Origin of the sequence: Nostoc sp. DedSLP04, assembly GCF_034530775.1 — a bacterium.
Lineage (GTDB): Bacteria > Cyanobacteriota > Cyanobacteriia > Cyanobacteriales > Nostocaceae > Nostoc.
In genome coordinates this window covers 22,639-38,439 of the sequence record NZ_JAVRCL010000057.1, presented here as the reverse complement: position 1 = coordinate 38,439, position 15,801 = coordinate 22,639, and the positions used below count along the sequence as shown (strand labels likewise).

General features: G+C 41.0%; 13 protein-coding genes, 1 tRNA gene and 1 pseudogene. 9 read left to right on the top strand and 6 right to left on the bottom strand.

Going from position 1 to position 15,801, the window contains the following annotated elements; genetic code table 11:
- Nucleotides 1–4 precede the first annotated feature (4 nt).
- The 6 genes from RMX89_RS26415 to alr all read right to left on the bottom strand — a co-directional run bounded on the left by RMX89_RS26415 (nucleotide 5) and on the right by alr (nucleotide 7,141).
- Nucleotides 5–2,812 (bottom strand): methyl-accepting chemotaxis protein, encoded by a 2,808-nt coding sequence (locus tag RMX89_RS26415; RefSeq protein ID WP_322691008.1) that lies wholly within the window; start codon nucleotides 2,810–2,812, stop codon nucleotides 5–7.
- Between the two features lie 61 nt (nucleotides 2,813–2,873).
- Nucleotides 2,874–3,371: a chemotaxis protein CheW gene (locus RMX89_RS26410; protein ID WP_322672204.1), complete on the bottom strand. Its 498-nt coding sequence runs from the start codon at nucleotides 3,369–3,371 to the stop codon at nucleotides 2,874–2,876.
- The gene (locus tag RMX89_RS26405) at nucleotides 3,364–3,753 is read right to left on the bottom strand and encodes a response regulator (protein WP_322672203.1); all 390 of its coding nucleotides are present in this window, start codon (nucleotides 3,751–3,753) and stop codon (nucleotides 3,364–3,366) included. Before RMX89_RS26405 ends, RMX89_RS26410 begins: the two co-directional genes overlap by 8 nt.
- Nucleotides 3,754–3,815: 62 nt before the next feature.
- Complete coding sequence (locus RMX89_RS26400; RefSeq protein ID WP_322684775.1) at nucleotides 3,816–4,883, bottom strand: response regulator; 1,068 nt, start codon at nucleotides 4,881–4,883, stop codon at nucleotides 3,816–3,818.
- 882 nt (nucleotides 4,884–5,765) lie between these two features.
- A tRNA-Leu gene (locus RMX89_RS26395) sits at nucleotides 5,766–5,847 on the bottom strand.
- Nucleotides 5,848–5,953: 106 nt separating this feature from the next.
- Nucleotides 5,954–7,141, bottom strand: a complete 1,188-nt coding sequence (gene alr, locus RMX89_RS26390; protein WP_322691007.1) for an alanine racemase — start codon at nucleotides 7,139–7,141, stop codon at nucleotides 5,954–5,956.
- Between the two features lie 452 nt (nucleotides 7,142–7,593).
- Here alr and RMX89_RS26385 point away from each other — a divergent pair, with 452 nt between their 5' ends.
- The 9 genes and pseudogenes from RMX89_RS26385 (at nucleotide 7,594) to nuoH (ending at nucleotide 15,782) form a co-directional block, all read left to right on the top strand.
- Nucleotides 7,594–8,091, top strand: a complete 498-nt coding sequence (locus RMX89_RS26385) for an HNH endonuclease (RefSeq protein ID WP_094349059.1) — start codon at nucleotides 7,594–7,596, stop codon at nucleotides 8,089–8,091.
- A gap of 684 nt (nucleotides 8,092–8,775) precedes the next feature.
- Nucleotides 8,776–10,059, top strand: coding sequence for a bifunctional oligoribonuclease/PAP phosphatase NrnA (locus RMX89_RS26380; protein ID WP_322672200.1), 1,284 nt, complete (start codon nucleotides 8,776–8,778; stop codon nucleotides 10,057–10,059).
- A gap of 238 nt (nucleotides 10,060–10,297) precedes the next feature.
- Nucleotides 10,298–10,768 (top strand): DUF29 domain-containing protein, encoded by a 471-nt coding sequence (locus tag RMX89_RS26375; protein ID WP_322672199.1) that lies wholly within the window; start codon nucleotides 10,298–10,300, stop codon nucleotides 10,766–10,768.
- 105 nt (nucleotides 10,769–10,873) lie between these two features.
- Nucleotides 10,874–11,284 (top strand): RusA family crossover junction endodeoxyribonuclease, encoded by a 411-nt coding sequence (locus RMX89_RS26370; protein ID WP_322672198.1) that lies wholly within the window; start codon nucleotides 10,874–10,876, stop codon nucleotides 11,282–11,284.
- Nucleotides 11,281–12,327, top strand: coding sequence for a hypothetical protein (locus RMX89_RS26365; protein ID WP_322691006.1), 1,047 nt, complete (start codon nucleotides 11,281–11,283; stop codon nucleotides 12,325–12,327). The genes RMX89_RS26370 and RMX89_RS26365 overlap by 4 nt, the downstream gene beginning before the upstream one ends.
- A pseudogene (locus RMX89_RS26360) lies at nucleotides 12,324–12,574 on the top strand (hypothetical protein). The gene RMX89_RS26365 and the pseudogene RMX89_RS26360 overlap by 4 nt, the downstream one beginning before the upstream one ends.
- A gap of 53 nt (nucleotides 12,575–12,627) precedes the next feature.
- On the top strand, nucleotides 12,628–13,122 hold the full coding sequence (sixA, locus tag RMX89_RS26355) for a phosphohistidine phosphatase SixA (RefSeq protein ID WP_322672195.1): 495 nt from the start codon (nucleotides 12,628–12,630) through the stop codon (nucleotides 13,120–13,122).
- A 109-nt stretch (nucleotides 13,123–13,231) separates the two neighbouring features.
- Complete coding sequence (locus RMX89_RS26350; RefSeq protein WP_322672194.1) at nucleotides 13,232–14,368, top strand: citrate synthase; 1,137 nt, start codon at nucleotides 13,232–13,234, stop codon at nucleotides 14,366–14,368.
- 295 nt (nucleotides 14,369–14,663) lie between these two features.
- Nucleotides 14,664–15,782: an NADH-quinone oxidoreductase subunit NuoH gene (gene nuoH / locus RMX89_RS26345; protein WP_194045704.1), complete on the top strand. Its 1,119-nt coding sequence runs from the start codon at nucleotides 14,664–14,666 to the stop codon at nucleotides 15,780–15,782.
- Nucleotides 15,783–15,801: the final 19 nt, after the last annotated feature.

The window sequence follows — 15,801 nt, the reverse complement described above, 5'->3', positions numbered from 1 at the left end:
AACATTAACTAACTTTGAAAGCCTCGACAGTCTCTTGCAACTGTTGGGAAATATCCACAGTTTGTTGCAGAGATTCAGAAACTTGGCGAGAAGAATCGCTGCTACGTTGTGATATAGCAGCGATATCTTTCATCAATTGGCTAACACTTTGGGATGTTTCAACCTGAGATGCAGTCGCGGTGGAAATCGACTGCACTAAGGAGTCAATTTGAGAAGATACATCCAAAATTTCACTCAAACTTTGTTTAGCCTCCTCCACAATTCGAGTACCTTCTACCACTTGGGTAGTGCCTATTTCCATTGCTTGCACTACTTCACTGGTTTCTCGTTGGATATTTTCAACAATTTGTTCAATTTCTTGGGTTGCGGCGGCACTCCTAACTGCTAGTTCGCCTACTTCTTCAGCCACTACAGCAAAACCTTGACCTTCTTCACCCGCACGTGCTGCTTCAATACCGGCGTTAATGGCAAGCAAGTTGGTTTGAATCGCAATTTGGTTAATCAAGGAAACCACGCGAGAAATTTGTTGCGAAGACTCTCCCAAACGTTTCACTTTCTTAGCAGTTTCACCCACAGTTTCCCGCAAAGAGAGGATATTTTGTACTGTCAAATCCATCGCGTGTCCACTATTGGTGGCGGTGTGAGCAGCATGGTTAGCAATGAAGGCAGCTTTTTCGGCACTTTCGGCTACGGCTTTCATAGATTGGGTCATGTGGTCAACAGCATCAAGGGTGCGGTTGATTTCGGCAGCTTGGGTTAGCGCTTCTTCTGCTAGGTGGCGGATGGCTCCTTCGTTAGAGCCAATGGCACTATTTACATGGATGGCAGCTTGTTTAACTTGGGTAACAATATCCCGGAGGCTTTCCACAATGGAGTTGAAGAAGTCGGCAACAGTGCCGATTTCCCCAGCAGTTACGTCTGCACGCACTGTCAAATCGCCTCTGGCTGCACCTTCTACGTCGTTGAGTAGTTGTAAAAGTTGTTGTTGCAGTGTTTCGTCTGACCCACTTATAGTTACATTTCTGACTTTTTCGATCTCTTCTAATAACTTGGCTTGTTCTAAGGCATAGCCGACTTGAGTTGCTATCTGTTGAAACAAGTCAATTTCCGACTGTTGCCAAACACGAGGAGTTTCGCAATGATGAGCAATTAATAAGCCTAAAAGTTTTTCTTGGGCAAGAATCGGTACAATTAAATGACTTTTGACAGCAAATTTTTCCAACAGTTGGATGTAACTGTCGGCATTTTTCAAGCTTTGGTCTTGATGAATATCGGCAACTACTTGCACTTGTTCATTGCGATCGCTTTCTAGATAATGTTCTTGAAAATAAGGGTCGTCAATTTGCACTCCCAACATTTTGGGCCAATTATCAGTTCCCGATTCCGCAACGACAACGCCAGTCGAAGTTCCTGGATTCAGACTATAAATGATTACCCGGTCTGTTTTGAGGATTCGCTGAACTTCTTTGACTGCTGCGTGATAAATATCTTCAGTTTTAAGAACTTTCCGAATCCGTAGGGTAATATCTGCTAGTAATTTTGTCCCTTCAACGTCTAGTTCCTGCTGCTCTTCTTTAACTAAAACCTGCAATTGTTCGGCCATCAGGTTGATATTTGCACTCAATACCCCTAATTCGTCTTCTCTTTCAATTTCCAGACGGGTATTAAATTTACCTTGACCTAACTTTGCTAATGCCGCAGTTGCATTGAGAATTGGTAGTGTAGTCAGTTTAGCTAACCGAGATGCGATCGCACCCACAATCAGTGCTGTCACTGCTGTACCGATGGCTATAGTCCACAACAATTGTCTTTGCGGCTCAAATACAGTTGCAGTATCTGTAGCTAAAAGTACCTGCCAATTTAGATCGGGTAAGCCATCTAAGGTACTAGCTGGTACATAACTGACTAGTTCTTGTTTTTTCTGAGTTTTCGGAACTTCTATAAAACTATTTACCTTTCTAGCTGCTAACAGTTTAGGTAAATTAGAATACTCTGCCTTGGCCTCTTTCCCCAATAATTCCTTTTGGGGACTCAAGAAAACTGTTCCCGCAGCATCAAGCAAATAGTATTGTTGTCCGTTGGCTGCGTAGTTTTTGGTAACTTCCTCTAAAGATTTTACGGGCATACGTGCTTGTACCACGCCAATAGTTTGACCCGTTCTTGTCTCTTTCACAGGTGCGGCTAGATAAATACTCACGACACCAGTATTTGCTGCTTCCGGTTTGCTGATGACAGGAGTATCTTTTTGTAAAGCGTCTTGAAAAAAGGTGCGGTCTTTTTGATTTTCCAGGGGTTCGCCTGTAGACTGGACAATCAAGTTACCTTGGCGATCGAAAACAGCAATACTGTCATAAGCTTTGTAGGCTTCGACAACCCGATCTAAAACTGCTTGCTTTTCTTGAGTACTAATACTAGCTTGAGAATTTGTCAAAAATAGTAAGTTTGATATTACTTGAATATCACCGTAGCGTCCCAGCATAAAGCGGTTAACTTTATCACTCAAGCCAGTGGCTTCAGCTTGTTGAGATTGGGTAATTTGCTTAGTAATGGATTTGTTGGCCAAACCAAAAGCGATCGCACCGATGCCCAAAACTGGTATTGTACCAATTGCGATCGCTAAAATAGTCGCTTTCTTAACCAATCCCAGCCTGGTAAAATAGGCAATCCCCTGATTCCAAGAAGAATTATTAGCACTTTCAGTAGTCAGCTTAGTTGGTAGCTTTACTACAGTTCCAATGGCTTTTTGAGATGAAATCAGCGATGCTCGATTTTGAGCGTTATTACCTTGATTCGTGTTAGTTTTATTAAACATAAAAGTAGTTCTCCTAAGTATGTGAATAAGAACACTAAAAAGCTGTTTTTAGTAGTAAAACCTAATCACTGCGGAGAATAGAAGATTGTACAATCGCCTGTGCATCTAATACCAGTAATATTTCTTCCTGTTGCACAACGCACCCACATAAATAAGGAACTAAACTGGATGTCACTTGTCCGATAGGAGAATGAATATCATCAACTATGAACTTGGTTGTACCTTTTATTTCTTGTACAACTAATCCCAACACCAATGATTCCACTTGGATAACGATCGCATTGTATTGTCGCAGTCGATAATCTAGGGATTCTAAATTGAGCATTCTTGGTAAATCAACTACCCAAATTATCCGACTCCGCCAATTCATTAATCCTAATATGCAGGATGGCATATTCGGTATTGACGTAATAGATTCAACAGGCACAAGAATTGCTTCTTGCGTATGCTTCATTGATAAAACAGCAGTAGTTTGTTGATTTAGCTGAAACTTCAGATAACTATCTGCTAAATTATTTGGCGTTGGTTTTGAAGAAAGAATAATGTTTGTACTAGTCATTGATTAAAATTACCACTGATTTAATAGTACGTAGGAGATGTTCGCGGGTGTAAGGTTTAGTTATATAGGCATCTGCACCTTGTCTCATCGCCCACAAACGATCAATTTCTTGATTTTTAGAACTACAAACCACAATCGGTACTTTTGCAGTAATTGGATTTCTTCTCAGAGAACGACACAATTCAAATCCACTCATTTCTGGCATTACTACATCAGTAACGATTGCATCTGGTTTTTCTAACACAGCTTTTTCTAAACCCTCTTTTGCACCACTTGCTTTAATTACGTTGTAACCACTCTCTTTAAGATAATGGCTCATTAATTCCAATTCGCTGGGAGAATCTTCTACAATCAAAATTGTGCCAAGCAAAGTCAGGCTCACTATCAAATCTCCTAAAAAAATAAATTAAACATATTTTGTTATTTTTATTTGCCTTATTTCAATCAACCAAGATGCTTAAAAACCATTTTTAGCAATTCTGATTGTGTAAAAGGCTTAGTCAAATATCCTGACGATCTGACCATTTTAGCCTTTGCCCTGTCGATAAATCCTGTTCTACCAGTCACCATAACGATCGGTGTATTTTTAAAGGCTGAATGTTTACGTAATAATGAACATAGTTCATAGCCATCTAAACTTGGCATTTCAACATCTAGCAAAATCAGATCGGGCTTACTCCGTAGAATTTGCATTAAAGCTTTTACCGGATCGTTGATCGTTACAACTGAAAATGTGTTTTCATCTAAAAAGTGCTTAATAGAATTCAAAACAGTTTGGCTATCATCAATGCAGGCAATTGTATATAGTTTTTTGCCAACAGGTGGCTGAGTAATTGTCTGATTCTCAGGAATATCAAAATTGATTGGTATTGGTAAATTTTGCCCAATCTTGATTTGCAGATGTGGCTGAACTTGAGACGATTGTGTTGTAGAAAAAACTTGCGAACTCCCACCAGCCGGAATTGATGACTGAATATTTTGCCGATTTCGTAACTGTTTTTGACAGTGTTCAACAAGCAATCTTAAATCCAGGTGACAGAACTTTGGTAGTTCATCCAAAGAGCTTTCTGGACTGAATTCATAGCTACCTTCTTTTAAACACAGAAATGATTCCATTACTTCTTTTGCTAATTCGTCTATCAGGCTTCCTGCTTGCACAGAGGTAATATAGTCCTGATTTACTAACCAACAAATAGCTTGGTAATCCGCATTTGGTATTGATTGATGTTCATTCTTCGTCTCAAACATCAGCCGCATCTGCACGCGAGTGGCGCTGTTGAGAGCAGGAATTTGCTGACTCAAGCGCCGTAAGTGACTGTCAAGGCGCTCAAATAGTTTATCTGAATAGGAGGCATAAGTAAGTTTACCGTCCTCTAGATAGATTGACCAAGAAACTATCCCGGTAAATACGCTTAAGCAACCCGTAGCACGCCGACTTGTTAATTGTGCCAACAGAGATAGCGGATGTAGTTTCTGGAACAACCTGTAGCTACCTATAGGAGTTGTGCTCATTTTGCTTTTACTTCAGCTAAAATTCGATACGTGTAAGCTAAATTCGTGTAAAGTTATTCCACAATCAAAATCAAGTAAAAAGCATTAAACTTTTGCATTTTAAAGTACATCAGTTTACATCTAGGTTTGTGGTGAAACTCAACGAGAGTAGCGTTATTTTCAGATGAGCAAATCTTAGTAAATTCGTAAATTGTGATTAATCTACTTAGTGTTACTGAGATTTATCAACATCTTTCGAGAAATAAGACATAAAAATGTCAAGACTAGATGAAGCCACTTTCCATTGAGTAACCCCAATCTGACCACAGGAATAATACTGATTTTATTAATGGCGATCTCTTTGAGCTTCTGTATTTACACTTAGTTAAAATTTATTTTTTAAACAAGTAAGGACTGAATGAAGCTACTTTGCATCGAGTAACTTCAAATTGACCACAGTAATAACACTTATTTATTGAAAGCAATAAATGTATTTTTTATTATTTGTATTTAATAATTTAGATCAAACAGAATGCAAAACTTATTTTTTGCAGAGTGTTTTACCGCCGAGAATAGGTACTGAAAGTTCTCAGAATGGTACGTTATGTCCCTAACACATCCTACCTACGAAAATTGTAGGTTATTAAATCCACTAGGACTTATGCACTTTTACACATTTACTATCATTTGGAGAACAGACTTATTAAGTTAAAAGTCTTTCCCTGTCTTGTTCACAGGCGCATTTTACCACAAACAAATTTTCAAATATCTTCTTGTATTTGAAGCTATGCTGGCGAAACATATTTTTATTTAAGGGATATTTAAATAGGCTGGTAACTATTCTTGAACTTTTAACTCAAGTATAAGTACCAGCCTAGATAAGGCAATTTAATTTATCAAAAGTGCGGATGAAAGGACTTGAACCTTCACTCCTTTCGGAACTAGAACCTAAATCTAGCGCGTCTGCCAATTCCGCCACATCCGCATCAGTTTATTATCATACCATAAGAAATTATTTTTGAGAATAGGGAATGGGGACTGGCAAGCTGAAAAAGAATAACAATGCCCCATGCCCCATGCCCCATGCCCAATTACATAACTGCAACACGAGGCAGACGATGCTTGAATCCACAGAGAATTTCCCAAGAAATAGTGTTTAATTGTTTTGCCCAGTCATCCGCTGAAATTTGTTCTTTTCCCTGTTCTCCTAATAAGGTGACTACTTCTCCTTCTTGGATATTGGGTATGGCACTTACATCCAGCATTAACTGATCCATTGTAATTGTCCCAATTTGTGACACGCGCTGACCGCGAATTAACACCTGCATTTTGTTGGAAAGACTGCGAGGAACACCGTCAGCATAGCCAATTCCCACAACAGCAAGGCGAAGTTCGCGCGGGGCAATAAATTTATGACCATAGCTAACAGCTGTTCCTGCGGCAATTGTTTTAACTTGGGTAACTCTTGCCTTAAGTTGCAAAACAGGCTTGAGATCGATCGCATTTTGTAAATGCGGTGCTGGATAGAGTCCGTAAACAGCTAAACCTACACGCACCATGTCGTAGTGCAATGCTGGATTTGTAAGTGCGGCGGCTGAGTTTGCCAAGTGCAAGCAAGGCGGTTCAATTCCCATTGCTTTGATTTGAGCGATCGCATCCTCAAATCGTTTATGCTGTTCTTCCATTGCTGTGGTATCGGGATCGTCTGCTGTCGCTAAATGAGAATAAATGCTGGCAATATCAAGATGTGGTAAGCGCTGCACTAATTGCACAAATTCGCCAGCTTGCCGCCAATCAGTCCCCAATCTAGACATTCCCGTGTCTAATTTAATATGTACGGGCACTGGAGAACCATGATTCATCGATTCTAAGGTATCAGAAAATACTAAAGCTTGTTTAGGGCTACAGAGTGTAGGCTGAAGTTTCCATTGGGCGATCGCATGAATCTGCTCTAGTGTATGAGTTGCCCCTAAAATCAAAATGGGCGCTTGAATCCCGCCTTCTCGCAATTGAATAGCTTCTGGAACTGTAGCCACTCCCAGGCAACTAGCTCCCGATTGGATGGCAATTTGGGCAACTGTTACCGCTCCATGTCCATAAGCATCAGCTTTTACTACTGCCATTAACTGGGTACGCGGCGATAAAAACTGCACCAATTGCTTGACATTGTACGACAACGCCTCTAAATCAATTTCTACCCAAGCTCGTTGTGAAAACCATGCGTAGGTATCGCATTGTTGATTAGGAACTACACCAGGGATTTGTTTGCGACTTAACATTTGTACTGACTCCTATCCCGCCACGGCTAAACTTTCAAGTTATCTATCTATACACGCTCCTAAAAGCGAGATCAGATTAAATAGGAAGTTTAACCTTCAGATTGGAACTGATACAAGATGTTACGGTGCTAAAGTAAAAGTTATGAGTTATGAGTTATGAGTTAGAAGTTATGAGTTAGAAGTTATGAGTTATGAGTTAGAAGTAAATCTTACGGCTCAACTTTTCACTTTGTTCTTGTCTACGAGACGCTGCGCGATTGCGTCAGTCTAAGTAATAATTTTGATGAAGTAATAAATTTGACTTTTCAACTCCTCACTCTTCACTCCTAACTCTTGACCCTTTACTCATAACTTAATTTTAAAATTCTTCCGAAAGTATAATTTCTTCTCATCTCCCTAGCAGGGTGTATTTGTGTTAATATATTGTAAAACTCATACCCTGAGCGCAAATAATGGGGAAGGTTTTAGTCTTAAACGCCTCTTACGAACCTCTCAATATAACGAGTTGGCGTCGTGCTGTAGTTCTTTTAATCAAGGGCAAAGCAGAACGCGTGGAACACAACGGTAAATTTCTGTACACGGATTTCCCGTTGCCGACCGTGATCCGGTTGCGTCATTATGTACGCGTTCCTTATAAAGAAATCCCTTTAACTCGCCGAAATATATTGCACCGTGATGGTCATGCCTGTCAATACTGTGGTTACACAGGGGATGAATTGACACTAGACCATGTAATACCGCGATCGCGCGGCGGAGGCGATACTTGGGAGAATATTGTTACCGCTTGTGTCCGTTGCAATGTCAAAAAAGGCAGTCGGACTCCCCACGAAGCTCACATGCCTTTGCGTCATCCCCCGCGCCAACCTTATAGCAGTCTCTATTTCGAGGTCAGCAAACATCTTAAGAGTGGACTGCATACAGAGTGGCAAAAGTATGTTATAGGTCTTTGAGCAAAAAACAGAGGAGCAAAGAAAAAAGGAGAAATACCCTCTTTCTTTAGTAGATAACCAATAACTAAAGTTATTGGAGTTTTAAAAAATTGGTAGCTATAGGCTTGCAACAAAGATGATTGCATCAACTATCAAGCTTTGAAATTTGTTGTATGTATTTTGTTGTATGTATATAGAGTTTCCCTTTTGCTCTTTACTCCCCCTGTCTTTTGCCCTTTTCCATTGGACTTTACTCTAAATTTGCAGAAGCAGAATTTTCAAAGGGGATACAAAACAGACGTTATTCATCAAAAATAATTGTTAATTGCTCAATAGTCACAATAATGAGAATATTAAGCATAAGAATATTTCAAATATCAAGGACTAATTCTAAAGGATAAGATAGGAAGTATACCCTAAGTTAGATAAAAATCTCCCTGATTGAATTTACGAAAGAGAACAAAACTCCTAAAACATATTTATGCTGCCAGATACAGCCTGATATCCTAAACTTCCTTGCTGTATGCCCTTTAGTGGAAGTTAGTTGATGTTGAGCGGTGTTACTGACAAGAAATATACTTAGATGTATAGTGCAATGTCTTGATATTTTTGCGAAGATCGTAATTAATGTGGCTAAATTCAGTGAATTGCTGCTCGTAAGTATTTCTGAATTAAAGGAGCCTCACACTTAAAAAAAAGTTCCCTATGTACTTTAATTCTCCCGTTACTCAGTTTGAGAGTTTGTCATTGACCACAGAGCCAAACCCAGAGGAACCTGAAATCGAGAAAGCGCCAGTGGAAGTTGCATTTAAGAGTCCGTCATTACCGCCATCGGTAGGTGATGGAGCTATATATCTCAGTAACCGTGGTAACTCTCTGGCACAACAAAAGTCAGAAGAACTGCAAAGAACCCTTTTGGCACACCGACACGATCGCCAACTGGTAATTCTGCAAGATTTTCCTGACCCTGATGCCCTTTCCTGCGCTTGGGCTTATCAGTTAATTGCCCAGCAATATGATATCAAATGTGAAATCATTTATGCTGGTGCATTGAGCCATCAAGAAAATATTGCCTTGGTAAGACTGACTAATTTACCTATCCAACGCTGGACAACGCAAACCTTGAAAACTAAAGATTTGTCATCTTATCAAGGTTTTGTATTAATTGACAACCAGGGAACCACTTCACAGCTACTGTCAGCAGTGCAGCAGGCTGGAATTCCTTTAGTGGTACTAGTCGACCATCACAGCATCCAAGGCGATCTGCAATCAGAGTTTGAAGATATCCGTCCTTACGTAAGAGCGACGGCAACAATTTTTACTCAATACCTCCAAACAGGATTATTAGCATTAGATAGCAGCATAAATCAACACGTCAAATGCGCTACTGCTTTGATGCATGGCTTGCGATCGGATACAGATCGGTTAATGCAAGCGCAAGAAGAAGATTTTATGGCAGCGGCGTATTTAAGCCGATTTTATGACGCTCAACTGCTAAATGCCATTTTACAGGCGAACCGTTCCAAGCGGGTAATGGATGTGATCGAGCGATCGCTGAAAAACCGCATCGTCCAAAATAACTTTTCCATTGCTGGTGTTGGCTACTTACGCTACGAAGACCGTGACGCCATCCCCCAAGCGGCTGATTTTCTCGTTACCGAAGAAAACGTCCACACCGCCGTAGTTTACGGCATTGTTCACGATGAAGACGAAGAACTGGAAATAGTCATCGGCTCCCTGAGAACTAGCAAACTTACCCTTGACCCTGATGAATTCATCAAAGAAGCTTTTGGGCAAGATAGCACAGGGCGCTTTTTCGGCGGTGGAAGGACAAGCGCAGGCGGCTTTGAAATTCCAATGGGCTTCTTATCTGGCAGCAACGAAAATTCCGCTTATGCGAAAATGAAATGGGAAGTATTCGATGCTCAAATTAAGCAAAAACTGTTGAGGTTAGTTAATCCTAGAGACAACCCGATCCAGTCGGAGTAGGGAGAAAAGGAGATGGGGAAAACTCCTAACTCATGCAGCAGTGAAAGGGTTTAGTTAGATAGTATCTGTAAATCATTCGTGATAAACATATTTCCCGACTTTTCTAAAAAGTCGGGAATTTTGGTCTTTTCACAGACGCTGAACTGATTGAGGATGTAGTTCGTGCTTAATGTTAAGTAGGTAGGCACAAATAAAATTAACTCGCGCCTACCTATTTTATTTACGAACAAGGAGCGCCATGAAGTCTATAGAACTGCAAATGTTACAAACTCTGTATGAACAAGATTTTTGTGCGTGGGTAGAGCGGACAGCAGAGCTTTTGCGATCGCACCAGTGGGACACGCTGGATTTAGAACACTTAATTGAGGAAGTGGTGGACTTGGGTAAAAGTCAACAACGGGCGTTGCAAAGTACGTTGCGGTTGGTGTTATCACATTTGCTGAAGTGGAAGTATCAACCTGAACGCCGCAGTCGCAGTTGGCAAGTGACCATTACCCGTGAGCGACTAAATATAGATGAATTACTGCAAGAAAGTCCTAGCTTGCAGCGTTTTTTAAATGATGCCGAGTGGATTAATACTATTTATCAAAGAGCGCGGCGAGAGGCAATGGTGGAAACTGGTTTATCAGAAGATAATTTTGCGATCGCTTGTCCCTTTTCTGTCGATGAGATTTTAGACTTAGACTTTTATCCTAACGCTGACAAATAACCATGTAGAATTTTTGTATAAATGTAGATATGTTCAATATGATGAGTAATCATCTGTGAAAATTGCTGTAACTTTGTTAACTAATTATAAAGATATGCACTTGGGATGCGAATAATACCTTTTGAATTTCTCATTCCCAGACGACCTGTTTCGTTACAGACAAAGAAAAAAGAAAACCTTCAGGCATGGAAAAATTTTGTACGCGTTGAAGCTCAAAAACTTTGGAAAGATCGCAGCGTCATTAAACAAGGTGATCTACAACTAACGCTAGTTTACCTTTGTGATGAGTTCCCGGCTGACACTGATAACATTATCAAGCCAATTCAGGATGCACTTGTAAACTTAGTTTTTGAAGATGATAATTTAGTATCAGATGTAGATAGTCATCGTAGATTTATATCTGACCCGATTGATATTAGAAATCTACCTTCATTATTACAGCGTGCTGTAATCACAGGTAAAGAGTGTGTTTATGTAAAAGTGAGTGAATCTCAACCACTGGAAAAATACTTATGATTAACAATACTAAAACTCTATATGATGAAAAAGTAAAATCTCTGGCAGAGAAGTACGAAAGCCAAGGATTTCGTGTTTCCATTGAACCTAAAACAGATGAATTACCATTCGAGTTGGGTAACTACCAGCCAGATATGATTGCTATTAAAGACGACTCAGGTTTGATAATTGAAGTAAAAACCAGCCTCAGCCGAATGTCAGTTGATCGTTTACAGGCTTTAGCAGAGGAAGTGAGTAAACATCCAGGCTGGCGTTTTTTATTGCTAACACTTGAAGACATAGAAGCTAAGTCATTACCTGGAACATCCGAACAATTTCCTTCATGGCAAGAGCTAACCCATCGGCTTATCCAAGCACATAAGCTTATTGAAAATGATGAAATTGAGCCTGCTTTTCTTTTGATGTGGAGTATATTTGAAGGGGCTTTAAGAAAGCGAGCAGTCGATGTTTCAATTCCTATTGAACGTTTCCCAGTTATAGGATTACTAAGACATCTGTACTCTTTGGGAGAGTTATCAATCTCTCAATTCGAGCTTGCTCAAGCTTGTTTTGAAGTTTGGAATCGGCTTGCTCACGGATATATTGAAAACCTAAATTTGCCAGTTGTACATAATTTTGACAATTTGGTTCGTGAATTATCAGGAAAATGGACAGTCGAACTCGCTATTAGTCAACTTTCATCAGAGGAGCTAGCTGCTTTTCGTGCCTGGTTTGCGGAATTCGATGCAGCATCCTTGGATAAACGAGAAGAATTAAGGAGAAATTTAATCAATCAGACAAGCCTTCTTTTAGCGCAAGAATTAATAATAAATGAGAAACTAAAGAAAGAATTAAACGTAAACGACGAAGAGGTTATAAACGTCGAATTCGCTGTTAGTCTACTTTCACCAGAGGATCTCGCCGCATTTCGTACCTGGTTTGCAGAATTCGATGCAGCATCCTGGGATAAACAGATTGAAGAAGATGTCGCTGCTGGTCGGTTAGATGCATTGGCAAAAAAAGCACTCAAACATCTCCGAGAAGGGCGTTGCACCGATCTGTGAAACATCGAGCAACCCCTGATTTTTGGTATTACTATCGCCAGTTACCAATTGATATCCAACAGCTTGCTGACCGATGTTATGAGTTGCTTCGGGAAGATCCTAAGTATCCATCATTGCATTTCAAAAAAGTCGGTCAGTGCGTATTGGTATATATTATCGGGCGCTTGCTGTAAAAGAAGATGAAAATTTTGTATGGTTTTGGATTGGATCGCATCCAGAGTATGACAGATTGCTAAGTGGTGGATAGCGTTCTAACATTAGCCTAAGAGCAGCCTAACTGAATCGCTCACAATACAAAGTATGGAACTATACTTAATTCGTCATGGCATCGCCGAAGACAAGGGATTAGGCATCAAAGATGAGGAGCGCAACCTAACCAAAGAAGGAAGGCAAAAAACTGAGAAAGTTGCCCAGAAACTTGTTAAATTAGGTTTAAACTTTGATTTAATTCTCACCAGTCCCTTAGTGCGGGCGCGCCAAACGGCTGAAATCCTCATAGCAGAAAAACTAAGCTCCCAGTTAGAGGAATCTAGCCACCTCGCCCACGACGGTCAAATTTCTAGTTGGCTAAAAGAGTGGTTAGAGCCAAGAAATTATTCCCAAAATACACAACTGGCGCTGGTTGGACACGAACCTGATTTAACCAATTGGGCAGAAATTCTCCTGTGGGGAGAAGTCAAAGAAAGTTTTGTCTTGAAAAAAGCAGGTATGATTGGGATAAAACTACCAGAAACAGGTTCTCCTCTGGGTCGGAGTCAGATGTTTTGGTTGACACCACCCAAGTACCTGCTGTAACAGTTTTTCAACATTTTCGATTGTTGTTAGAACGGCTACTGTTATGGCGACAATAAATTTCTGGTAATGTTACCTCCAGCAGATATTTCAAAAAGCAAATGGTGTTGCCATGATGGTGTGCGAATACAAGCCTGGTCTAGAAGGCATTCCCGCCGCTCAATCAAGTATCAGCTATGTTGATGGGCAAAAGGGAATACTAGAATATCGTGGCATTAGGATTGAGGAATTAGCAGAAAAAAGTACATTCCTAGAAACTGCTTATCTCTTAATCTGGGGTAAACTGCCAAGCAAAGAAGAACTGGAAACATTTGAGCATGAAGTTCGTTACCACCGGCGGATAAAGTACCGGATTCGGGACATGATGAAATGCTTTCCAGAAAGCGGCCACCCAATGGATGCCTTGCAAGCCTCCGCTGCGGCTTTAGGCTTGTTTTATTCGCTTCGGGATTTACATAATCCTGTCTACATTCGAGATTCAGTAGTGCGCCTGATAGCAACCATTCCTACAATGGTGGCGGCGTTCCAACTGATGCGAAAAGGCAACGATCCCGTGCGTCCCCGTGATGACTTAGACTACTCCGCCAACTTTCTATACATGCTTGATGAGAAAGAACCCGATCCTCTGATGGCGCGAGTTTTTGATATCTGCTTGATACTTCAAGTTGAGCATACAATGAATGCTTCTACTTTCAGTGCCAGGGTGACAGCTTCCACCTTAACCGATCCTTACGCTGTAGTTGCTAGTGCTGTGGGAACTTTGGGCGGGCCTCTGCATGGTGGAGCCAATGAAGAAGTAATTCAGATGTTGGAAAAAATTGGCTCTGTGGAAAATGTCCGTCCCTACATAGAGCATTGTCTGGAAACTAAATCTAAGATTATGGGCTTTGGACATCGTGTGTATAAAGTGAAAGACCCACGAGCCATAATTTTACAAGGACTAGCAGAGCAATTGTTTGAAAAGTTTGGGCATGACAAGTTCTATGACATTGCTCAAGAAATGGAACGAGTGGTAGAGGAAAAACTTGGTAGCAAAGGGATTTATCCCAATATTGACTTTTATTCTGGTTTGGTATATAGGAAGATGGGGATTCCTACCGACTTGTTTACACCAATATTTGCGATCGCTCGCGTTGCCGGTTGGCTAGCCCATTGGAAAGAACAACTAGCAGAAAACCGGATTTTCCGTCCTACCCAGGTTTACAACGGTCTGCACGAAGTTACTTATACTCCCATTGAGCAACGGTAAATGGGCATTGGGCATGGGGCATTGCATTGGTAATAATCAATAATTCCCCTGCCTCCCCTGCCTCCCGTTGTCCCTGTGCTCTCTGAATAGTCAATCTCAATGCCAACCATAAGTAGAATTCTCATCTCGCTTCAGGGTGGTCAAACCATCCAACGATATACTAGGCATGGGAATTGGCAACAAATCTTCAATCGGGCGTCATTACAGCAAAAATTAAAAATGGGTGAATTTACAGGTATTAATTTAACTAATAGTTGTAATTCACCATGACTCTATGTCTTAAAGAGCACCAAACATGAATTCAGGAATTGACCTCCAAGGAACTTTTATTGAATCCCTCCGGGATTTAGGTATACCAGCAGGAACAGCCAAAGCGATTTGGATGCCACTGCCAATGATACTGATGCTGATTGGAGCAACAGTGGGGGTATTAGTTGCTACTTGGCTAGAACGGAAAATTTCTGCCTCCGCACAGCAGCGAATTGGCCCAGAATACCAGGGGCCTTTTGGGTTGCTGGTGCCTGTAGCGGATGGTCTGAAGCTAGTATTTAAAGAAGATATAGTACCAGCCAAGTCTGACCCCTGGCTGTTTACCCTCGGCCCCATTATTGTTGTAATTCCGGTATTTCTGTCGTTCCTGATTGTGCCCTTTGGACAGAATATCGTAATTAGCAATGTGGGCATGGGCGTATTCTTGTGGATTGCCTTGTCAAGCATTCAACCCATTGGCTTGCTGATGGCTGGCTACGCATCTAATAACAAATACTCCCTCTTAGGGGGCTTGCGGGCAGCAGCGCAATCTATTAGTTATGAAATTCCTTTGGCGCTGGCGGTATTAGCGATCGCTATGATGTCTAATAGCCTCGACACCGTTGATATTGTCAATCAGCAGTCTGGCTACGGCATTCTGGGCTGGAACATTTGGCGACAACCAATTGGTTTTCTGATCTTTTGGATAGCTGCCCTCGCTGAATGCGAACGATTACCCTTTGACTTACCCGAAGCGGAAGAAGAAATCGTCGCAGGCTATCAGACTGAATACTCAGGCATGAAATTTGGTCTGTTCTACCTGGGTTCATACGTTAACTTAATCCTTTCTTCCTTACTAGTAGCAATTCTCTACCTGGGCGGTTGGGACTTTCCTATTCCCCTCAACCTCATCGCTGGTTGGCTGGGAGTTAGTGAATTAAATCCCGTGTTCCAGATAGTAACTGCGGCTTTGGGTATCACCATGACTGTGTTCAAAGCTTATTTACTAGTGTTTGTCGCCATCCTGTTGCGCTGGACAGTGCCACGGGTAAGGATTGACCAACTGTTAGATTTAGGATGGAAGTTTTTGTTACCAGTTGGTTTGGTTAATCTTCTATTAACGGCCGCCCTGAAACTAGCCTTTCCCTTCGCTTTTGGTGGTTAGTCATTAGTCATTAGCATAC

Excerpts from the sequence above, each read along its gene's own strand:
- RMX89_RS26365 (WP_322691006.1), top strand. The coding sequence starts at position 11,281 with ATGATTAACAATACTAAAACTCTATATGATGAAAAAGTAAAATCTCTG.
- RMX89_RS26415 (WP_322691008.1), bottom strand. The coding sequence starts at position 2,812 with ATGTTTAATAAAACTAACACGAATCAAGGTAATAACGCTCAAAATCGA.
- sixA (WP_322672195.1), top strand. The coding sequence starts at position 12,628 with ATGGAACTATACTTAATTCGTCATGGCATCGCCGAAGACAAGGGATTA.
- RMX89_RS26350 (WP_322672194.1), top strand. The coding sequence starts at position 13,232 with ATGATGGTGTGCGAATACAAGCCTGGTCTAGAAGGCATTCCCGCCGCT.
- alr (WP_322691007.1), bottom strand. The coding sequence starts at position 7,141 with ATGTTAAGTCGCAAACAAATCCCTGGTGTAGTTCCTAATCAACAATGC.
- RMX89_RS26375 (WP_322672199.1), top strand. The coding sequence starts at position 10,298 with ATGAAGTCTATAGAACTGCAAATGTTACAAACTCTGTATGAACAAGAT.
- RMX89_RS26385 (WP_094349059.1), top strand. The coding sequence starts at position 7,594 with ATGGGGAAGGTTTTAGTCTTAAACGCCTCTTACGAACCTCTCAATATA.
- nuoH (WP_194045704.1), top strand. The coding sequence starts at position 14,664 with ATGAATTCAGGAATTGACCTCCAAGGAACTTTTATTGAATCCCTCCGG.
- RMX89_RS26380 (WP_322672200.1), top strand. The coding sequence starts at position 8,776 with ATGTACTTTAATTCTCCCGTTACTCAGTTTGAGAGTTTGTCATTGACC.
- RMX89_RS26400 (WP_322684775.1), bottom strand. The coding sequence starts at position 4,883 with ATGAGCACAACTCCTATAGGTAGCTACAGGTTGTTCCAGAAACTACAT.
- RMX89_RS26370 (WP_322672198.1), top strand. The coding sequence starts at position 10,874 with ATGCGAATAATACCTTTTGAATTTCTCATTCCCAGACGACCTGTTTCG.
- RMX89_RS26410 (WP_322672204.1), bottom strand. The coding sequence starts at position 3,371 with ATGACTAGTACAAACATTATTCTTTCTTCAAAACCAACGCCAAATAAT.